The sequence below is a fragment of the Aliiroseovarius sp. genome (genome assembly GCF_030148435.1).
In the GTDB taxonomy this organism is placed as follows: domain Bacteria; phylum Pseudomonadota; class Alphaproteobacteria; order Rhodobacterales; family Rhodobacteraceae; genus JASBTN01.
In genome coordinates, this window is the sequence record NZ_JASBTN010000024.1 from 48,695 (window position 1) to 67,021 (window position 18,327).

19 protein-coding genes are annotated in these 18,327 nt (G+C 65.1%); 12 read left to right on the forward strand and 7 right to left on the reverse strand.

From position 1 onward, the window contains the following. Positions 1-95: 95 nt before the first annotated feature. The 4 genes from modC to Q1V43_RS04310 are packed head-to-tail and all read right to left on the reverse strand — an operon-like array spanning position 96 to position 3,044. On the reverse strand, positions 96-1,184 hold the full coding sequence (gene modC, locus Q1V43_RS04295; RefSeq protein ID WP_300514326.1) for a molybdenum ABC transporter ATP-binding protein: 1,089 nt from the start codon (positions 1,182-1,184) through the stop codon (positions 96-98). Further along, a complete protein-coding gene (gene modB, locus Q1V43_RS04300; RefSeq protein ID WP_300514330.1) occupies positions 1,181-1,876 on the reverse strand; it encodes a molybdate ABC transporter permease subunit in 696 nt (231 codons plus the stop codon). Before modB ends, modC begins: the two co-directional genes overlap by 4 nt. Then, positions 1,873-2,619 carry a molybdate ABC transporter substrate-binding protein gene (gene modA, locus Q1V43_RS04305; RefSeq protein ID WP_300514333.1) on the reverse strand — a complete coding sequence of 249 codons (747 nt, stop codon included), beginning with the start codon at positions 2,617-2,619 and terminating at the stop codon, positions 1,873-1,875. The genes modB and modA overlap by 4 nt, the downstream gene beginning before the upstream one ends. Positions 2,620-2,675: 56 nt before the next feature. Continuing rightward, positions 2,676-3,044, reverse strand: a complete 369-nt coding sequence (locus Q1V43_RS04310; RefSeq protein ID WP_300514336.1) for a LysR family transcriptional regulator — start codon at positions 3,042-3,044, stop codon at positions 2,676-2,678. A gap of 218 nt (positions 3,045-3,262) precedes the next feature. On the opposite strand from Q1V43_RS04310, the gene Q1V43_RS04315 reads away from it, so the two are divergent. Together Q1V43_RS04315 and Q1V43_RS04320 are read left to right on the forward strand one after the other, a co-directional pair. Next, positions 3,263-3,592 (forward strand): TfoX/Sxy family protein, encoded by a 330-nt coding sequence (locus Q1V43_RS04315; RefSeq protein WP_300514339.1) that lies wholly within the window; start codon positions 3,263-3,265, stop codon positions 3,590-3,592. A 48-nt stretch (positions 3,593-3,640) separates the two neighbouring features. Then, positions 3,641-4,060, forward strand: coding sequence for a DUF4112 domain-containing protein (locus tag Q1V43_RS04320; RefSeq protein ID WP_300514342.1), 420 nt, complete (start codon positions 3,641-3,643; stop codon positions 4,058-4,060). Here Q1V43_RS04320 and ndk read toward each other — a convergent pair. Next, positions 4,057-4,479 (reverse strand): nucleoside-diphosphate kinase, encoded by a 423-nt coding sequence (gene ndk / locus Q1V43_RS04325; RefSeq protein ID WP_300514345.1) that lies wholly within the window; start codon positions 4,477-4,479, stop codon positions 4,057-4,059. The two genes, Q1V43_RS04320 and ndk, sit on opposite strands and share 4 nt — an antisense overlap. Before the next feature lie 296 nt (positions 4,480-4,775). On the opposite strand from ndk, the gene Q1V43_RS04330 reads away from it, so the two are divergent. The 4 genes from Q1V43_RS04330 to Q1V43_RS04345 all read left to right on the forward strand — a co-directional run bounded on the left by Q1V43_RS04330 (position 4,776) and on the right by Q1V43_RS04345 (position 8,315). Continuing rightward, a complete protein-coding gene (locus Q1V43_RS04330) occupies positions 4,776-5,024 on the forward strand; it encodes a hypothetical protein (protein WP_300514348.1) in 249 nt (82 codons plus the stop codon). 62 nt (positions 5,025-5,086) lie between these two features. Then, entirely contained in the window at positions 5,087-6,937 is a 1,851-nt protein-coding gene (locus Q1V43_RS04335) for an ABC-F family ATP-binding cassette domain-containing protein (protein WP_300514351.1), read from the forward strand. Between the two features lie 95 nt (positions 6,938-7,032). Further along, a complete protein-coding gene (locus Q1V43_RS04340; RefSeq protein ID WP_300514354.1) occupies positions 7,033-7,662 on the forward strand; it encodes a MarC family protein in 630 nt (209 codons plus the stop codon). Between the two features lie 74 nt (positions 7,663-7,736). Further along, positions 7,737-8,315 (forward strand): TIGR02281 family clan AA aspartic protease, encoded by a 579-nt coding sequence (locus tag Q1V43_RS04345; protein ID WP_300514357.1) that lies wholly within the window; start codon positions 7,737-7,739, stop codon positions 8,313-8,315. A gap of 265 nt (positions 8,316-8,580) precedes the next feature. Here Q1V43_RS04345 and Q1V43_RS04350 read toward each other — a convergent pair whose 3' ends face one another. Together Q1V43_RS04350 and Q1V43_RS04355 are read right to left on the reverse strand one after the other, a co-directional pair. Next, positions 8,581-9,042, reverse strand: coding sequence for a DNA polymerase III subunit chi (locus Q1V43_RS04350; protein ID WP_300514360.1), 462 nt, complete (start codon positions 9,040-9,042; stop codon positions 8,581-8,583). Positions 9,043-9,052: 10 nt separating this feature from the next. Further along, complete coding sequence (locus Q1V43_RS04355) at positions 9,053-10,528, reverse strand: leucyl aminopeptidase (protein ID WP_300514363.1); 1,476 nt, start codon at positions 10,526-10,528, stop codon at positions 9,053-9,055. A gap of 253 nt (positions 10,529-10,781) precedes the next feature. Between Q1V43_RS04355 and lptF the strand changes: the two genes are divergently transcribed. Genes lptF through rsmA form a run of 6 tightly spaced genes read left to right on the forward strand, consistent with a single transcriptional unit; the run spans position 10,782 to position 18,284 of the window. Beyond that, positions 10,782-11,927, forward strand: a complete 1,146-nt coding sequence (lptF, locus tag Q1V43_RS04360; RefSeq protein ID WP_300514366.1) for an LPS export ABC transporter permease LptF — start codon at positions 10,782-10,784, stop codon at positions 11,925-11,927. After that, positions 11,924-13,018 (forward strand): LPS export ABC transporter permease LptG, encoded by a 1,095-nt coding sequence (gene lptG / locus Q1V43_RS04365; protein WP_300514368.1) that lies wholly within the window; start codon positions 11,924-11,926, stop codon positions 13,016-13,018. Before lptF ends, lptG begins: the two co-directional genes overlap by 4 nt. Next, positions 13,018-15,156 (forward strand): LPS assembly protein LptD, encoded by a 2,139-nt coding sequence (gene lptD, locus Q1V43_RS04370; protein WP_300514371.1) that lies wholly within the window; start codon positions 13,018-13,020, stop codon positions 15,154-15,156. Before lptG ends, lptD begins: the two co-directional genes overlap by 1 nt. Positions 15,157-15,172: 16 nt before the next feature. Further along, positions 15,173-16,456 carry a peptidylprolyl isomerase gene (locus Q1V43_RS04375; RefSeq protein ID WP_300514373.1) on the forward strand — a complete coding sequence of 428 codons (1,284 nt, stop codon included), beginning with the start codon at positions 15,173-15,175 and terminating at the stop codon, positions 16,454-16,456. Positions 16,457-16,458: 2 nt separating this feature from the next. After that, the gene (gene pdxA / locus Q1V43_RS04380) at positions 16,459-17,448 is read left to right on the forward strand and encodes a 4-hydroxythreonine-4-phosphate dehydrogenase PdxA (RefSeq protein ID WP_300514465.1); all 990 of its coding nucleotides are present in this window, start codon (positions 16,459-16,461) and stop codon (positions 17,446-17,448) included. Further along, entirely contained in the window at positions 17,445-18,284 is an 840-nt protein-coding gene (gene rsmA, locus Q1V43_RS04385) for a 16S rRNA (adenine(1518)-N(6)/adenine(1519)-N(6))-dimethyltransferase RsmA (protein WP_300514375.1), read from the forward strand. The genes pdxA and rsmA overlap by 4 nt, the downstream gene beginning before the upstream one ends. Positions 18,285-18,327 lie beyond the last annotated feature (43 nt).

Sequence of the window (18,327 nt, forward strand, 5' to 3'; positions counted from 1 at the left end):
GTCGTCATCCTCCTGTCGCGCCTGACAGAGGTAAACACCCCGCGCAGACGCCGCCCACCTGTTTTCGACCTGACCATGTCGCTTTCACGCGAATGTCACGCCCCGCCGCCCACATCCCCCGGCGCGATCGAGACCGTCTTGACGATGGCGTGGCAGGCCAGCCCCGGCTTGAGATCCAGCGCGGCAACGGATCGACGCGTCACCCGCGCCAGAACCCGGCCCGCGGGCGTTTTCATCGCAACAACCGCGCCCGGCCCATCCCCGGCCTGCACCTCGTCCACGGTCCCTGACAACACGTTCAGCGCCGAAATCCGACCCGGTGCATCCAGCGACAAGGTCACATCCTGCGCGGCAATACGGACACGAATGGGATGACCCGGCGGTTCGGAAATATGCGGCAGGAACAGGGGCACACCCCCTGCGTCCAGTTCGGTCAGACCGTCGTCGTGATGCAGCCTGACCCGCGCCTCCAGAACCGCACCGATGGCCCGGGGTCCGGCGGGGCGAAACCCCGGATCACTGAACAGTTCGCCCGGCGTCGCCATGCGCGCGACCCGCCCGCGCTCCAGGGCCACGACAGTGGTTGCCAGGCGGGCCACCTCGGCGGGAGAGTGGCTGACATAGAGGATCGGAATGCCCGCCTCGTCCCTGAGACGTTCGAAATAGGGCAGGATCTCTGCCTTGCGCGCCTCGTCCAGCGCCGCCAGGGGCTCGTCCGCCAGGATCAGTCGTGGCTTGGCCAGCAGGGCGCGGCCAATGGCAACCCGCTGCTTTTCCCCGCCCGAAAGCGCCCCCGGGCGGCGGTTCAGCAGCGCGCCGATCCCCAGCATCTCGACCACGCGCGCCATGTCCTCGCCGGGGCCGTGACGACGGGTGAACCAGGCGCCGTAGTGCAGGTTCTGGCGCACGGTCAGATGGGGAAACAAGCGCCCCTCCTGGAAAATGTAGCCAAGGCGTCGTTTGTGTGGCGGCAGGTGCAGGCGCTGCCCGGTATCGCACAGCGCCCAGTCGCCCACCGCGATCCGCGCCCGGTCGGGGCGCGACAGGCCCGCGACCGCATTGACGACCGAGGTCTTGCCGGTCCCCGAAGCGCCGAACAGCGCGGTCAGACCGGGCGGCGCGTCAAAATCGACCTCCAGGTCGAACCCTTCCAGACGCTGGCGTATGTGGACGGACAGGCTCATGCCCCACCCACCCGTTTCGCCAGCCGCCGCGCCAGCAGCTCCGAGGCCAGAAGCGCGCCCATCGCCACCACGACCGAGATCAGCACAAGGCGCAGCGCCGCCCCCTCGCCGCCCGGGACCTGAAGGAAGGCATAGATGGCCGAAGGAAGCGTCTGGGTCTGTCCGGGGATGTTCGAGACAAAGGTGATCGTCGCGCCAAACTCGCCCATCGCCTTGGCAAAGCCCAGAATCGCGCCCGCCAACACGCCGGGCAGGATCAGCGGCAGGGTCACGGTGAAAAAGACCCAGATGCGAGAGGCGCCAAGCGTGGCGGCGGCCTGTTCCAGCTTCGGGTCCACCGCCTCGATCGACAGGCGCATCGCGCGCACCATCAGCGGAAAGCCCATGACACCCGCCGCCAGCGCCGCGCCGGTCCAGCGGAAGGCGAATGTTATGCCGATGGCGTTCAATGCGTCCCCCACAGGCGCTGTCGGATTGAAGGTGAGCAGAAGCAGATAGCCCGTGACCACCGGCGGCAGGACCAATGGCAGATGCACAAGGCCGTTCAGGATCTGCTTGCCGGGAAACTGCCAGCGCGCCAGTGCATGGGCCACGAAGAGCCCCAGGGGCAAAGCCGCCAGCGTCGCCCAGGTTGCGACCTTCAGGGACAGGGCCAGGGCCTGCCATTCCTCGGGGCCGAGCCAGCCGCTCATTCGGGCACCTCGGTAAAGCCTTCTTCGCGCAGGATGGCCCGCGCTTCCGGGGATTGCAGCCAGGCAAGGAACGCCGCTGCCTCGGGACCGGCATTGGTGGTCAGTGCGGCCGGATAGGTGATCGGCGGATGGCTGTCCGCCGGAAAGGTCGCGATCACGTTGACCCGAGGATCGGCCATGGCGTCGGTCGCATAGACCAGGCCCAGGGGAGCGGCGCCCGCTGCAACCAAGGCCAGCGCCGTGCGCGCATTGTCGCTTTGCGCGACCTGCGGGGCGACCGTGTCCCAGAGCCCCAGCCGTTCCAACGCCGCCTTGCCATAGATACCGACCGGAACGGCCTTGACCAGAGCCATGGCGAGGCGGCCATCGCCAAGCCGGGTCAGAAGGTCGAATTCCGGGGAGATTTCAACAGGTTCCCCTGCAACTCGCCCGACCAGAACCAGGCGATTGCCGACCAGGTCGAACCGGCTTTCCGCATCGATCAACCCGCCCTTTTCCAGCGCATCCATCCATCCGGGATTGGCCGAGATGAAGACATCCGCCGGTGCGCCCAACTGTATTTGCCGGGCAAGCACCGAGCTGCCCGCGTGGGAGCGCGTCACACGATGGCCCGTGGCCGTTTCGAACCCGCCCGAGAGGCGATCCAGCGCGGTTTTCATCGAGGCGGCGGCGAAGACCGTGATCTCTCCCGCCCAGAGAGGCGTGGCGAGGCAGATCAGCAGAAGGGCGAGCAGGTTACGCATGGCAGGTCCGTTATTCCCCACAGGACATAACGGACAGGCTCGGGGGCATGCAAGCGTTATTCCCCATCGGAAATATCGCCCAGCATCTGTTGCAGCCGCGCAATATGGTCGGCGCCTGCCTCCTGCGCCACCTCCTCCAGGGCCCGGAACTCGGTCAGCACCACCTGGCCCTCGTCCGTCACCACCGCGCCGCCGCCCCTGGCCCCACCACGGCTGGAGACCACCAGCGGCACGCGGAACATGGCGTTCATTGCCTCGACCAACTGCCAGGCGCGCTTGTAGCTCATGCCCATCTCGCGCCCAGCCGCGGCGATCGAGCCGGTGCGGTCGATACGCTCCAAAAGCTCGGCCTTTCCCGGACCCATCCAGTCGTCGGGGCCGAACACCAGGCGCAGGCGGAAACGGGGATCGGGGGGCGTGCTCATGGGTCGACTGTGCCCTGTGCGCCCGCTGATCTCAAGCGCCACTTCGCGGGCGTTCAGCATGGTTCTGGCGGCAATTGAGTCCCCTACCGGGGATCACGGGCAAGCCGCGACGAAAGCCACCCCTGCGGGCCAAAGCCCGGGCGCCCGCCGCGAACAAGCATAGGCCAGAACGGTTCCGGGGCTGGGCGCGCATGCGGGCCTGCGCTAGACTGAGGGCCATGAGCGCCCCGGTTTCCTCCATCCGCAATCTCGGCCCTGCCTCCGATACAGCCTTTGCCCGCGCCGGCATCCACACGGCCGAAGAGCTGCGTGCACTGGGGGCGGACAAGGCCTATGCCCGCCTGCTGGAAACCGGCACGCGCCCGCATTTCATCGGGTATTACGTGCTGGTCATGGGGCTGCAGGGGCGGCCGTGGAACGACTGCAAGGGCAAGGAAAAGGCCGCGCTGCGGGTAAAGTTCGACGCGCTGAAGGTGGCGCACCAACCCGCGCAAAAGCCTGATTTTGAACGAATACTCGACGAGATTGGCATTCGCGCGGCCGAATAGGCCCTCGCTGGCCTTCCCATTTTCCGCGACTATCCCCATATCAATGTTATGGATGTTAACATTGAAGCCCGCCTGCAGAGGCTCGAAACGCTGGCCTACAGGCTGGAGAACCTGCTGCCCATACCAGGCACGGATCTGCGCTTTGGCGTGGATGCGATATTGGGGTTGGTTCCGGTGGTGGGCGACGTCGTGGCGGTGATCCCGGGCGCCTATATCATGGTCACAGCCCATGACATGGGGGCACCGCGCCGGTTGCTGATCCGCATGGGGCTGAACCTGGCCGTGGACGTGGCGATCGGTCTGGTCCCCGCGATCGGTGATCTGTTCGACATTGCCTGGAATGCAAACACACGCAACGTGGCGCTCCTGCGCCGTCACCTTGAAACGCAAACCGCCCACGCCGAATGGGCGCGGGCGGCAGTAACTTTCGATCCGGCCCCCGTTCGGGACGCCGAAGGGGCGGTTTAGCCCACCAGCTCGAGGCCGGAGAAGAAGAAGGCGATTTCCACGGCGGCGGTTTCCGGGGCGTCGGACCCGTGCACCGAGTTCTCGCCGATCGACAGGGCGAACTCCTTGCGGATGGTGCCCTCGGCGGCTTCAGCCGGGTTGGTGGCGCCCATCACTTCGCGGTTTTTCGCGATGGCGTCTTCACCTTCCAGAACCTGAACCACGATCGGCTCCGAGATCATGAACTCGCACAGTTCGTCGAAGAAGGGACGTTCCTTGTGCACGCCGTAGAATTCCTGCGCCTGGGCCAGGGTCAGCTGGATACGCTTGGAGGCGACGATACGCAGGCCGGCCTCTTCGAATTTTGAAGCGATGACGCCGGTCAGGTTACGCTTGGTGGCGTCGGGTTTGATGATCGAGAAGGTGCGTTGAATGGCCATTTGGGCCTCCTGTCTAGCATGTGTCGTTGGGTTCAGAATTTGGCGCCCCACTAACACGCGTCCACTGTTTTGAAAAGCATCGATTGCATCATGACGACGGCAGCCTTGCCCTCCGCTTCGCAGGGCGTTGGGGCTGGCCGCCTGATGGCACATTAGTATCCGATTATTTTTGTCAGCTTTTTTGGTTGAAGTTTATTCCGAGTCTTTTTATAGGCCTTTACAGACTCAACCTGCCAACTCGGAGCTTCACGATGACCCCTCACTTTTTACACGCAACCGCGTTGACCTTGGGAACCTTGTTCGCAACATCCGCCGCACTGGCGGAGCCGGCCGGATTTCCGTTCACCTACGAAATGTTCGAGCACTCGGTTTCGCACCTGGATCTCGAAGCCTGCCCGGACAGCCTGCCACAGAAAGACACATTCTGCCGAGCCGCCATCCAAAACGAGCAGTTCCATGTTTTCGCCTTTTCCTACGAGGGCGACAGCCCAATGGTGGGCTTTGCGACATTCGAGGCCGAAGGGCTCGACACCCTCCTGAAATAGGCCAGTGGGCGCCGGACGGTTGCTTCTGGCGCCACGCCTGCAGCTCTGGTATGCGCAGGCCCATGTTGCGCATATCCGATATCACCTACGCGGTCGAAGGCCGCCCGCTGTTCGAAGGCGCCGGCGCCACCATCCCCGACGGGCACAAGGTCGGCCTGGTCGGCCGCAACGGCACCGGCAAGACCACGCTCTTTCGCCTGATCCGGGGGGAGCTCAGCCTGGAATCGGGCGATATCACGGTCCCGAAAGGCGCGCGGATCGGCGGCGTGGCGCAAGAGGTGCCGGCCTCCGAGACCTCGCTTCTGGACACGGTGCTGGCCGCCGACACGGAACGCGCCTCGCTGATGGCCGAAGCCGACACCGCCACCGATCCCGCCCGCATTGCCGATATCCAGACGCGGCTGGCCGATATCGACGCCTGGTCGGCGGAGGCGCGCGCCTCCTCGATCCTGAAGGGTCTGGGCTTCGACGACGAACAACACGCCATGCCCTGTTCCGCCTTCTCGGGCGGATGGCGCATGCGGGTCGCCCTGGCCGCCGTTCTGTTCGCGCAGCCCGACCTGTTGCTGCTGGACGAGCCGACCAACTACCTCGACCTGGAGGGGGCGGTGTGGCTGGAACAGTATCTGGTGCGCTACCCGCACACGGTCATCATCATCTCGCACGACCGGGGCCTGCTGAACCGGTCCGTGGGCGCGATCCTGCATTTGGAAGACCGCAAGCTGACGCTCTACCAGGGGCGCTATGACACTTTCGCCGAAACCCGCGCCGCCCGGCTGGCGGTGGCGGAGGCCGAGAACAAGTGTATCGAGGCCCGCCGCGCCCATCTGCAAAGCTTTGTCGACCGGTTCCGCTACAAGGCCTCCAAGGCGGTGCAGGCGCAGTCACGCCTGAAGATGATCGAGCGGTTGAAGCCGATCACCACCCCACAGGAAGCTGCGTTGAGAGCGTTCTCCTTCCCCTCGCCCGAAGAACTGTCGCCGCCGATCATTGCCATCGAAAGCGCGGCGACGGGCTATGACGGAACGCCGGTGCTCTCACGCATGACCCTGCGCATCGACCAGGACGACCGCATCGCACTTCTGGGCAAGAACGGTCAGGGAAAATCCACCCTTTCCAAGATGTTGTCCGGCCGCCTTGAAGTGCTTTCCAGCGGCATGACAACCGCGTCGAAGCTGCGCATCGGGTATTTCGCCCAGCACCAGATGGACGAGCTCTACCCGGATGAAACGCCCATCGACCACCTGCGACGCCTGCGCCCCGGCGAGACCCCCGCCCAGCTGCGCTCGCGCCTGTCGGGCTTCGGGTTGAACGCGGATCAGGCGGAAACGCTGGTCGCGAAACTCTCGGGCGGGCAGAAGGCGCGGCTGACGCTGCTGATCGCCACGATCGACGCGCCGCACCTCTTGATCCTCGACGAACCGACCAACCATCTGGACATGGAAAGCCGCGAGGCGCTGGTCGAGGCGCTGACCGCCTATTCCGGCGCGGTCGTTCTGGTCAGCCACGACATGCACCTGCTGTCGCTTGTGGCCGACCGTCTGTGGCTGGTGAACAAGGGTCGTGTGACACCCTATGAACAGGATCTCGAGGCCTACCGCGCCGAGCTGCTGACCCGGGACGCGGCGGACAAACCGGCCAAGCCCGCCGCTCCCAGGGCAAAACGCCCCGACCGCGACAGGATCCTTGCCCTGCGCGCCGATCTGCGCAAATGCGAAGCCCGGGTCGAGAAGCTGACCGAGATGCGCGAGAAGCTGGATGCGAAACTGGCGGACCCGGCGCTCTATGAGCCCGGCAAGGCAGGCGAAATCGCCCAATGGCAGAAGAAACATGCCGAGGTGATGGAAGGGCTGGACCGCGCCGAAACCCTGTGGATGGATGCCCAGGAGAAGCTGGACGCGGCGGAGGCCTAGCCCCTCGCGGCGAAACCCCGGCGAGGGATTAATTCTGTCGGTGGCTCGCCTCACCGCCTCTTGCCCTGGCCCGCGGCTCCCGCTAACCAGCGCCCATGACCGATCTGCCCGCCCTCATCTCGGCTTTTGCCACGCTTTTCGTAATTATTGACCCGATCGGGCTGATGCCGATCTTCGTGGCCCTGACCAAGGGGGCGACACCCCGGCACCGCCGCACGATCGCCATCCGCGCGCTGGGTATTGCCGCCCTGCTGCTCACGCTCTTCGGCCTGTTGGGTGAGGCGGTGCTGGGCTTTCTCGGCATCTCCATGCCCGCCTTCCGCATCGCCGGCGGGCTGCTTCTGTTCCTGACCGCGCTCGACATGCTGTTCGAACGGCGCACCCAGCGCCGCAAGGACCAGTCCGAGACCGCCATGGATCCCGCCGACGACCCGTCGGTCTTCCCCTTGTCGACCCCGCTGATCGCCGGGCCCGGGGCAATTGCGGCGATGATCCTGCTGACCGGCCAGGCCGAGGGCGCGCTGGGGTTGGCGGCGGTTCTGGGCGTCATGCTGGCGGTGCTGGCCGTGGTCATGGTGTTTTTCCTTGCCGCCGGCGTGCTGGAACGACTATTGCGCGAGACCGGGATCAACGTGCTGACCCGCCTTCTGGGCATGCTGCTGGCGGCCCTCGCCGTCCAGTTCGTACTGGATGGTCTGGCGGATTTCGGCTTCATCACCGGGTAAACCCGTGACATGCCACCGCATTGTAGCAATCCCCTCCTGAACCCCTATATCCTTGTCAGAACACGGGAGTTTCCATGAGCGGCAACGACTACGGACAATTGATCTACCTTGCACTGCTGGGGGCAGCCATTGTCGGATACTTCATCGCCGACAACCGGCAATCGCTGGGCAAGAACCTCCGCATGGCGATCGTCTGGGGGCTGCTGTTTCTGGGGCTGATCGCTGCCTATGGGCTGTGGGACGGTATCAGGTCCGAGGTAATGCCGCGCCAGACCCTGACCTCTTCGGGCCAGATCGAAGTTCCCCGCGGTCTCGGCGGCCATTTCTACCTGGTCCTGCGCCTGAATGGCGAACCGGTCGAATTCATTGTCGACACCGGCGCTTCGGACGTGGTGCTGAGCCGCCAGGACGCTCTGCGTGCCGGCATTGACCTGAACAGCCTTGCCTATCTGGGCCGCGCCTATACTGCAAATGGAGAGGTCCGCACGGCCCCGGCCCGCATCGACACCGTCGAGCTTGGGAATTTCACAGACCATGACCTGCGCGTGGTGGTGAACGAGGGTGAGATGGAGGGATCGCTCCTGGGCATGACCTACCTGCGCCGTTTCGAAAGCCTGGAGATCCGGGGCGACCGGCTGATCCTGACCCGGTAGACGCAGGTCATATCGGGACCGGCACCCGGACGCGGATTAAGTTGGGGGCCAGCCCCCAAACCCCCGGGATATTTCAGGAAAGATGAAAAAAAGGCAGGCACGAGGCCCGCCGGGGCCACAACCTGCCCTTACCTGCGAAAATGTATCCAGCTTTCAGCTTTCCGCAAATATCCCGGGGGAGCGGGTGAAACCCGCGGGGGCAGCGCCCCCACGCGAGCACATCAAGCGTCGCGCAGCGACACAACCTGGCAACACCGGGGGCCATTCACCTGCTTTCGGCCTTCATTTCCCAGTGTCCGCTTTCCTGGCTCCAGTACTTGGCCTTCACGCCCGCCCCGGTGAGTGCCTTCCACTGGGCCCGTGCGTGATCCACAGCCTGGGGATCATTGCCGTCGAACAGGATCATCGCCCGGGTCAGCCCCGCGAGTTCCTCGGCGGTCACATCGGCACCATCAATCGACACCAAGGCCGCCGCGTCATTGGGCAGCGCATCATCTGTGGTCAACAGGATGGGCTGATCCAGGTCATGCGGACCGCCCGCGCGGCCGTGTGGCAGGAACCCCTCTTCGGGCCCAAGCCACAGCTTCTCGTCCAACCAGGCGATGCGCCGCGCCTCCCGCCCCCGAACCACCACCTGCCAGCCGGCCTCCAGCGACTTGCCCAGAAGAAAGGGCAATGTCGCCTCCAGCGGCGCGTGGGTCATGTGGTAGAAGAAAACTTCACTCATCGCCCGATTTTCAGCCTTCCTGCAGGTCGGCGATCAGCCGGTTCAGTGCCAGCACGCCCCAGCCGGTGGCGCCCTTTGGCGCCAGCGGCGTACCCGAGGCCGCCGTGGCGGTGCCAGCGATGTCGAGGTGGATCCAGGGCGTGCCCTCCTTGACGAAGCGCTGCAGGAACTGCGCCGCGGTGATCGACCCGGCCGTCCGGCCGCCCACGTTCTTCATATCCGCCTTGTCCGATTTCAAGAGCTTGTCATAAGCCGCCCCCAACGGCATGCGCCAGGCGCCCTCGCCCTCGACTTCGGCGGCCTTGAGGAAGCTCTTGCACAGCGTGTCGTCGTTCGAAAAGACTCCGGTGTTCTCGTTGCCGAGGCCAATGATGATCGCACCTGTCAGGGTGGCCAGGTCGATCATGCCGGTCGGGTCGAATTTCTCCTGCGCGTACCACATGATGTCACAGAGCACCAAGCGGCCCTCGGCATCGGTATTGATCACCTCGATCGTGTCGCCCTTCATCGAGGCGACGATATCACCGGGACGCTGGGCGCGGCCGTCGGGCATGTTCTCGACCAGGCCAACGATGCCGACCACATTGGCCTTGGCCTTGCGCAGGGCAAGCGCCTTCATTGCCCCGGAAACGGTGCCCGCGCCGCCCATATCCATCGTCATGTCTTCCATGCCGCCCGCCGGTTTCAGGCTGATGCCGCCGGTGTCGAAGACCACCCCCTTGCCGATCAGCGCAAAAGGCCGCGCGCCTTCCTCGCCGCCCTTCCATTCCATCACCACGACTTTGGACGGGCTTTCCGAGCCCTGCCCCACACCCAAAAGCGCACGCATGCCCAGCGCTTCCAGCTCTGGTTCATCCATCACGGTGACGTCCAGCCCGATCGCCTCCATCTCCTTGAGACGGCGGGAAAATTCCGTAGTAGTCAGCACGTTCGACGGTTCGTTTACCAAGTCGCGGGTCATGAATACACCTTCGGCCAGCGCGGCCAGGGTGTCGGCCTTTGCGCTGGCCTCCTCGGGCTTGTTGACGGCCAGGGTCAGGCTGCCCTCCTTGACCTCGCCCGCCTCGCCGGTGCGGTGCGGATTGAACCTGTAGGCGCGCAGCATGGCGCCCAGGGCGAGTTCCTCGCCATGGCGGATGGTGTTGGCAACGACCAGCACCGGTTTGCCCGCCCCCGCCTTGCCGATCACGCCGCCCGCCTTGCGCGCGTCCAGCACCGAGGCGCGGCGATCCAGGCGCACCACCTGCACCGCTTCGGCGGCCATGCCCGACGGCCAGGGCAGTTCGACCGCGTCGCCCGGCTTCATCTTGGCGAAGCCCTCGCTGTCGCGCACCCGCTCCAGCGCGCCGCGGGTCAGCCGGTTCACCCGGCGCGCGCCCTTGTCCAGAGGACCGTCGCCTGACAGGAACACCACCACGCGCCCGGGGGCGGTGGCCAGTGCCTCCAGGTCCAGCTCGACAAACTTGGCTTGGGTCACGGTGGTCATGAATACTCTCCTGTCAGACGGGTCTGCCGCCATTGGTAGCGGTCACGGGCGGATTTGACCAGATGCGCCGGGCGGCCCGGCGGTCGGCAATTTGTCGCCCAGCACCGGGGGCTTTGACACACCTGTTTTGCAAGGAACAACGCCGCCCGGGCAAAATGCCCCGCATATCGGGGGAATTCCGGGCAAAAGCAGTTTTCCCCACACCGTCGATCCGCTAGAACCGAAACACTGCAAAAGCGCTTTGGGGGAAGCATTGGCCAGATTCGACAGATACCTGCTGTCTCAACTGACGGTGCTGTTCGGCTTCTTTGCGCTGGTGCTGGTGCTGATTTACTGGGTGAACCGGGCCGTGCGCCTGTTTGACCAGCTGGTCGCGAATGGTGAGAGCATTCTGGTTTTCCTTGAGTTCACGGCCCTGACCCTGCCGTCGATGATTGCAGCCGTCGTGCCCTTTGCCGCCCTTGCCGCCGCGGTTTTCGTCACCAATCGGCTGAGTTCGGAAAGTGAACTGGTTGTGGTCGAAGCGGCGGGATATTCCCCCTTCCGCCTGGCCCGCCCGGTGCTGGCCTTTGGCCTGATCGCCGGGTTGTTCGTGGCGCTTCTGACCCATGTGCTGGTGCCCTCAAGCCAGCAACGGCTGGCCGAACGCCAGGCCGAGATCGCCCAGAACATTACCGCGCGCTTCCTGTCCCAGGGATCGTTCGAGCACCCGGCGAACGGGATCACGCTCTACATCCGCGAGATTACCCCCGAGGGCGAGCTGCGCGACCTGTTCCTGACCGATACGCGCGACGTCGCACGACATGTGACCTATACCGCCCAGCGCGCCCTTGTCGTGCGGTCCGAAACCGGGCCGAAACTGGTCATGTTCGACGGGCTTGCCCAGGTCCTTTCGACCGGTGACAGCGACCTGATCACCACCACATTCGAGGATTTCACCTATGACCTCGGCGCGCTGATCGATCAGGGCATGATACCGGCGTTGACGCTGCGCACCCTCTCGACCGCAGATCTGTTGGCCGCCACACCGGCGATGCAGCGCGTGCTGAACGCGCCGCGCGCGGTCTTTCTGGCCGAGGCGCATGAGCGCACCGGCCAGGCCGCCATGGTGGTGGTCGCGTCCCTGGTCGGCTTTTCGGTCCTGATGCTTGGCAGCTTCAGCCGGTTCGGACTTTGGCGCCAGATGCTGGGCGCCGCGGTGCTGTTCATCCTGCTTCTGACACTCGACAATACGATGGTGGACACGGCCCGGAGCGATGACAGGGGCTGGGTGTTGATCTATCTGACACCGCTTGTCGGGCTGGTGGTCTGCGCCGCCGTTCTTTGGGTTTCGGCCCGCCCCGCACTGTTTGCCCGCCGAAGCAAGCTGCCCGCTCCCCCCGTGGAGGTGCCGGCATGACGCTGCATTTCTACATTGCGCGCAGGTTCCTGCGGTCATTCGTGATCACCGCGGTGCTTCTGGCCTGTATCTTCATGTTGATGGATATGCTGGAACAGGTGCGCAAGTTTGACAGCACCGAGGTCGGTTTCAGGGAACTTCTCGAGCTGGTCGGCACCAACATGCCGGAATGGATGTACCGGATTCTGCCACTGGTGGTGATCCTGTCGACCCTTGCGATGTTCCTGGGTCTGGCGCGCAGTTCGGAAATGGTGGTCACGCGAGCCGCGGGGCGCTCTGCCCTGATGACGCTGGCCTCGCCGGTGCTGACGGTATTTGCGATCGGCCTTCTGTCGCTGGCGGTGTTGAACCCCTTCGCCGCAGCCACCGCCAAGCAATACGACCAGCTGGAAGCGAAATATGCCGGCACCAGAAGTCAGATCCTGTCGATCTCGGAGGAGGGGCTGTGGCTCAGGCAGGGCAGCGACGCCGGCCAGACCGTGATCCGCGCCCAGCGCTCGGGCGTCACCGGTACGCAGCTTTTTGACGTGACCTTCTACGCATTTGATACGCAGGGGCTCCCGCTGACCCGCATCACCGCGGCCGAGGCCCGGCTGGACGTGGGCCGCTGGGCGTTGCGCGACGCCAAGGTCTGGGATCTGACCCTCGAGAATGCGGAAAGCAAGGCGATCACGCATCGCGTCTACTGGGTCGCCTCGAACCTGACCCAGACCCAGATCGAAGACAGTTTCGGCAACCCGTCGACCATTTCGATCTGGGAGCTGCCCGGCTTTATCGATCAGCTGGAGCAGGCCGGGTTCACCGCGCGGGCGCACCAGGTCTGGCTGCAGATGGAACTGGCCACACCGTTGTTCCTGATCGCCATGGTGCTGATCGGCGCGGGGTTCACCATGCGCCACACGCGGTTCGGCCACACCGGGCTGATGGTGCTGCTGGCGCTGATTTTTGGTTTTGGCATCTATTTCATCCGCAACTTTGCGCAGATACTGGGTGAAAACGGCCAGATTCCGGTCATGGTCGCAGCCTGGACACCTCCGGTGGCGGCTATCCTGATGTCGCTTGGCATCCTACTGCATCTGGAGGACGGATGATGGCATTGCGTCTGCGTTCCCTTCTGGCGACCCTGTCACTGTGCGTGGCCCTGCCGCTAGCCGCCCCCGCCCTGTCGCAAAGCGCGCCCGCCACTCTGGTGGCCGACAGCATGCGCGCCACCGGCCCCGGCCGGATCGAGGCGTCCGGCAATGTGGTGGTGCTCTACCAGAACATGCGCCTTTCCGCCGCGCGTGTCAGCTACGACCGGGCCACGGACAGGCTGGAGATCGAGGGACCGATCACGCTGACCCAGGCCGATGGCTCGATGATTGTTCTCGCCGACTCAGCGGAGCTGTCGACCGACATGGCGGACGGGATCATGCAAAGCGCCCGTGTGGTGCTGGATCAGCAGTTGCAGATCGCCGCGGCCGAACTGAACCGGGTTGGCGGGCGATATACCCAGGCTTCCAAGGTCATCGCGTCATCCTGCGAGGTCTGCCTGGCCCGCCCAACCCCCCTGTGGGAAATCCGGGCCCGCGAGGTGGTGCATGATGCGGTGGAGCGGCAGCTCTATTTCACCAACGCGCAGTTCCGTGTCATGGGCGTGCCGATTTTCTGGCTGCCCCGTCTGCGCCTGCCGGATCCCACCCTGGACCGCGCCACCGGCTTTCTGGCCCCGCGCCTGTCGACCTCGACACGTCTGGGCAAGGGGCTGCGCACCCCCTATTTCATCCGCCTGGGTGATCACGCCGACCTCACCGTGACCCCCTTCCTCACCTCGAAGACGAACACGGTGGAGCTGCGATACCGCCAGGCCTTTACCAAGGGCCGTATCACCCTGAACGGCGCGATCAGCGATGACGAACTGCTGCCCGGCCAGACCCGCTGGTATCTGTTCGGTTCGGGCCAGTTCGAAGTCGGGCGTGATTTCCAGCTGGAGTTCGGCATCGAGCAGGTCTCGGACGCGAGCTACCTGACCGACTACAACTATACCGACGCCGACCGGCTGGAAAGCCACCTCACCCTGTCGCGCACCCGGCGTGACGAGTTCATCCTGGCCGGGCTGACCCAATACGAGACCCTGCGCGCGGACGAAATTGCGAACTCCGGCGAATTGCCTTTTGGCCAGGCCGAGTTTCTCTACGAACGACGCTTCGACGGCGCCCTGGGTGGCGGTGGTTTCTGGCAGGTCTTCGGGGACAGCTATTGGCGAGAAAGCGACAACCCGGTTGGCGGCGCTGGCCGGGATGGCGCGCGGTTGAGCCTTGTCGGCGAATGGCGTCGCGACTGGGTGCTGTCCGGCGGGATCGAGGCAGAACTGCGCGGACGCCTTGACGCGGACAGCTACTGGATCTGGCAGGATGACAGCTTTGACACGAACAACACCCATGTGACCCCCGCTGCCGGGCTGACCCTGCGCTATCCGATGTCGCGCACCACGGGTTCCGGTGCGCTTGAGGTGCTGGAACCGGTGGCGCAACTCGCCTGGTCCGACCGCGTGGGCGCGGGTGTCCCCAACGAGGACAGTACGCTGGTCGAATTCGACGAGACCAACCTGTTCGCGCTGGACCGATTCCCCGGCCAGGACGCCCATGAACGTGGCACCCGGGCGGCGCTTGGCGTGACCTGGACCCGGTTCCTGCCCGGAGACTGGACCTATGCGCTGGCAGCCGGACGGGTCTGGCACCAAAGGGATCTGGGGCAATTCAGCACGGTGTCCGGCCTGTCGGGCAACACTTCGGACTGGCTGGTGGCCGGGCAGGTACAGTTGGCGGACAGGTTTGCGCTGCAAGCCCGTACGCTTCTGGGCGATGACAGCAAGCTTAACAAATCCGAAGTGCTTGCAATGTTCCAAAACGACCGCGTCGCCTTTGCAACCGGACATATCTGGGTCGCCGCCGACCTGGCCGAGGACCGCGACGCGCCGGTAAACGAATGGAGCTGGGATTCGACCTTCCAGATCAACGACAACTGGCAGGCCAGCGCCGATTGGCGCTATGACCTTGGCCTTGATAATTTGACCAAGGCGGGGTTTGGCCTGGAATACAGCAATGAATGCGTGACCATCGACCTTTCCCTCTCGCGTCGCTTCACCTCATCGACTAGTGTGAAGCCGACCACGAATATCGGTTTCGGCGTCTCGCTGAACGGTTTTGGTGGCCGACGCGGGACCCAGAGGTCGACATGCGTGCGATAGAGGACGGACAGATAACGTGGGTAGTTTGAAGATGAAGGCCATTGTTTCTTCGCTGACGCACCGGGCCGGGGCCTGGATCGTTTCAGGGGCGCCGGCGCTCTGCCTGGCATTGGGCTTTGGCCTTGGAACGCCGGCCGCTGGCGTGGCGCAGGAGCTGTTTGCACCCGTGGTGCAAGTGAATGACCGGGTGATTACCGCCTACGAGCTGTCGCAACGCATGGCGCTGATGCGCCTCCTCGGGGCACCGGGCGACCTTGAGGAACTGTCTCTGGACCGCCTGATCGAAGAGCGCCTGCAACAGGATGCGGCGCGCGAGATCGGGGCAGAGGTTGCCGACGAGGCCCTGCAGGCCGGCATGGCGGATTTCGCCGGTCGCGCCAATCTGGAAGTGGACGCCTTCCTGAATGCCCTGGCCCAGGGCGGAGTTGCCGCGGAAACCTTCCGCGACTTCGTCTCTGCAGGCCTGCTCTGGCGCGAAGTCGTGCGGGCCCGGTTCGTCTCACGCGTGCAGATCACCGAGGCCGAGATCGACCGCGCCATTGCGCTGACCCAACCCGGTGCCGGTGTCCGCGTTCTGCTGTCCGAGATCATCCTGCCCGCCAATACGCCCGAAACCCAGCGCGCCAGCATGGCTCGGGCCGAGCGTCTGGCCAATATCGACACCCTGCCCGCTTTCGCCCAGGCGGCGCGCAACTTCTCCGTCGCGCCCTCCAAGGCACGGTCCGGGCGGCTCGACTGGGTCGATCTGTCCGACCTTCCGCCGCAGGTGGCCGCGCAGGTCCTGCCGCTGAGCCCCGGGCAGGTCTCACCTCCGGTTCCCGTGCGCAACGGCATCGCCCTGTTCCAGATGCGCGACATCCAGGAAACCGGCAGTGCCGAACCGGAAGACGTGTCGATCGAATATGCCACCTATTTCCTGCCCGGCGGCGTGAACGCCCAGGCTCAGGCCGCCCGCATCCGCACCGAGGTGGACACCTGTGACGACCTCTATGGCGTGGCCAAGGGTCAGCCGGAAGAACGGCTGGTGATTGATGTTCTGCCAGTGGCCGAGATCCCGGCGGATTATGCCCTGGAACTGGCCCAGCTGGATGACAACGAAATCTCCACCGCCCTGACCACCGCCGATGGGCAGAACCTGGTTTTCCTCATGCTCTGCGGCCGTACCCGGGTTCTGCCCGAAGACGTCTCGCGCGAGGAAGTCTCTGCCCAGCTGCGCAACCAGCGCATCGTGGCCTACGCAGACAGCTATCTGGATGAGCTGAAAGCAGCCGCCCATATCGAGTATCTGGACGAAGAATGACCATGACCGCGCGGGCTGCGCCCATCGCGCTGACCATCGGTGAACCGGCCGGGGTCGGTCCGGACCTGGTGCCCCTGGCCTGGGATGCCCTGCGCGGGGAACTGGATTTCGTCCTGTTGGGTGATCCGACCCACCTGCCGCCCGGCACCGTGTTCGAATGCGTTGACAGCACGGCAGAGGCCGCCCGGGTCATGCCCCGGGCCCTACCCGTCCTGCCCATGGATTTCGGTCCCCCGCGCCAGCCCGGCCAAGCCGTCGCCGCACATGCCCCCCACGTGGTTGCGGCCATTGCCCGCGCGGTGGCGCTGGTGCAGGCAGGCGAGGCGGCGGCGCTCTGCACCGCGCCCATTCACAAGAAGGCGCTGAAGGACGGGGCTGGCTTCGCCTTTCCCGGCCATACCGAATACCTCGCCCACCTGGCCGGTGCCTCCGACGTGGTCATGATGCTGGCCTGCGAGGCCCTGCGTGTGGTGCCCGCGACGATCCACATCCCGCTCTCTGACGTGCCGGGTCGTCTGACCCGCGCGGGCCTGGAACGGTGCATCCGCCTGACCCATACCGATCTGCAATCGCGCTTCGGCATCGGCGCTCCGCGCATCGCGGTGGCGGGGCTGAACCCGCATGCCGGCGAAGGCGGCGCCATGGGCATGGAAGAGATCGAGATGATCTCCCCCCTGCTCGATGATCTGCGTGATCAGGGCTTTGACATCCAGGGGCCCCTGCCCGCCGACACCATGTTCCACCCGGCCGCCCGCGCCCGCTATGACGTGGCGATCTGCATGTATCACGACCAGGCGCTGATCCCGATCAAGACGTTGGATTTCGACCGCGGCGTTAACGTCACCCTGGGCCTGCCCTTCATCCGCACCTCTCCCGATCACGGCACTGCCTTCGATATCGCGGGCACCGGCCGGGCCAACCCCACTTCCCTCATCGCGGCGCTGCGCATGGCTGCCCAGATGGCAAACTCCGTGGCAAAGGCCGACACATGAGCACGATCGACAGCCTCCCCCCCCTGCGCCAGGTGATCGAGGCCCACGGTCTGGTTGCCAAGAAATCGCTGGGCCAGAACTTCCTCCTGGACCTGAACCTGACCTCGAAGATCGCACGCCAGGCCGGAGACCTCAGCGCGTGCGACGTGCTGGAGGTCGGCCCCGGCCCCGGAGGTCTGACCCGGGGACTTCTGGCCGAAGGCGCCCGCAAGGTGCTGGCCGTGGAGAAGGACAGCCGCGCCATGGGCGCCCTGGCCGAAATCGCCGCGGCCTACCCGGGCAAGCTCCAGACGGTCAACGCCGATGCGCTCGACATCAACCCGCTCGAACATCTCACCCCGCCAATCCGCATCGTCGCCAACCTGCCCTATAACGTGGGCACCGAATTGCTGGTGCGCTGGCTGACCCCGAAGGACTGGCCGCCAGCCTGGGAAAGCCTGACCCTGATGTTCCAGCGCGAGGTGGCGCAACGCATCACCGCGCAGCCCGGGTCCAAGGCCTACGGCCGCCTCGCCATCCTCGCCCAATGGCGCACCCAGGCCGGGATCACCATGGAACTCCCGCCCGAGGCCTTCTCCCCGCCGCCCAAGGTGCATTCGGCCGTCGTCCACCTGAAAGCCCTGCCGGAACCGCGTTTTCCGGCCGATGCCCAGAAGCTGCAATCGGTGGTCGCCACAGCGTTCAACCAGCGCCGCAAGATGCTGCGGGCCTCGCTGAAGGGGATCCACCCGGATATCGAAGATGTGCTGACCTCCGTCGGCATAAAACCAACGGCCCGGGCCGAGACCATCGAACTGGAAGCCTGGTGCGCCCTCACCCGCGCCCTGACAGGCTGAACTGGCGGGCCGCCCGCGCACTGCTTTTCATCTTTCCGCAAAT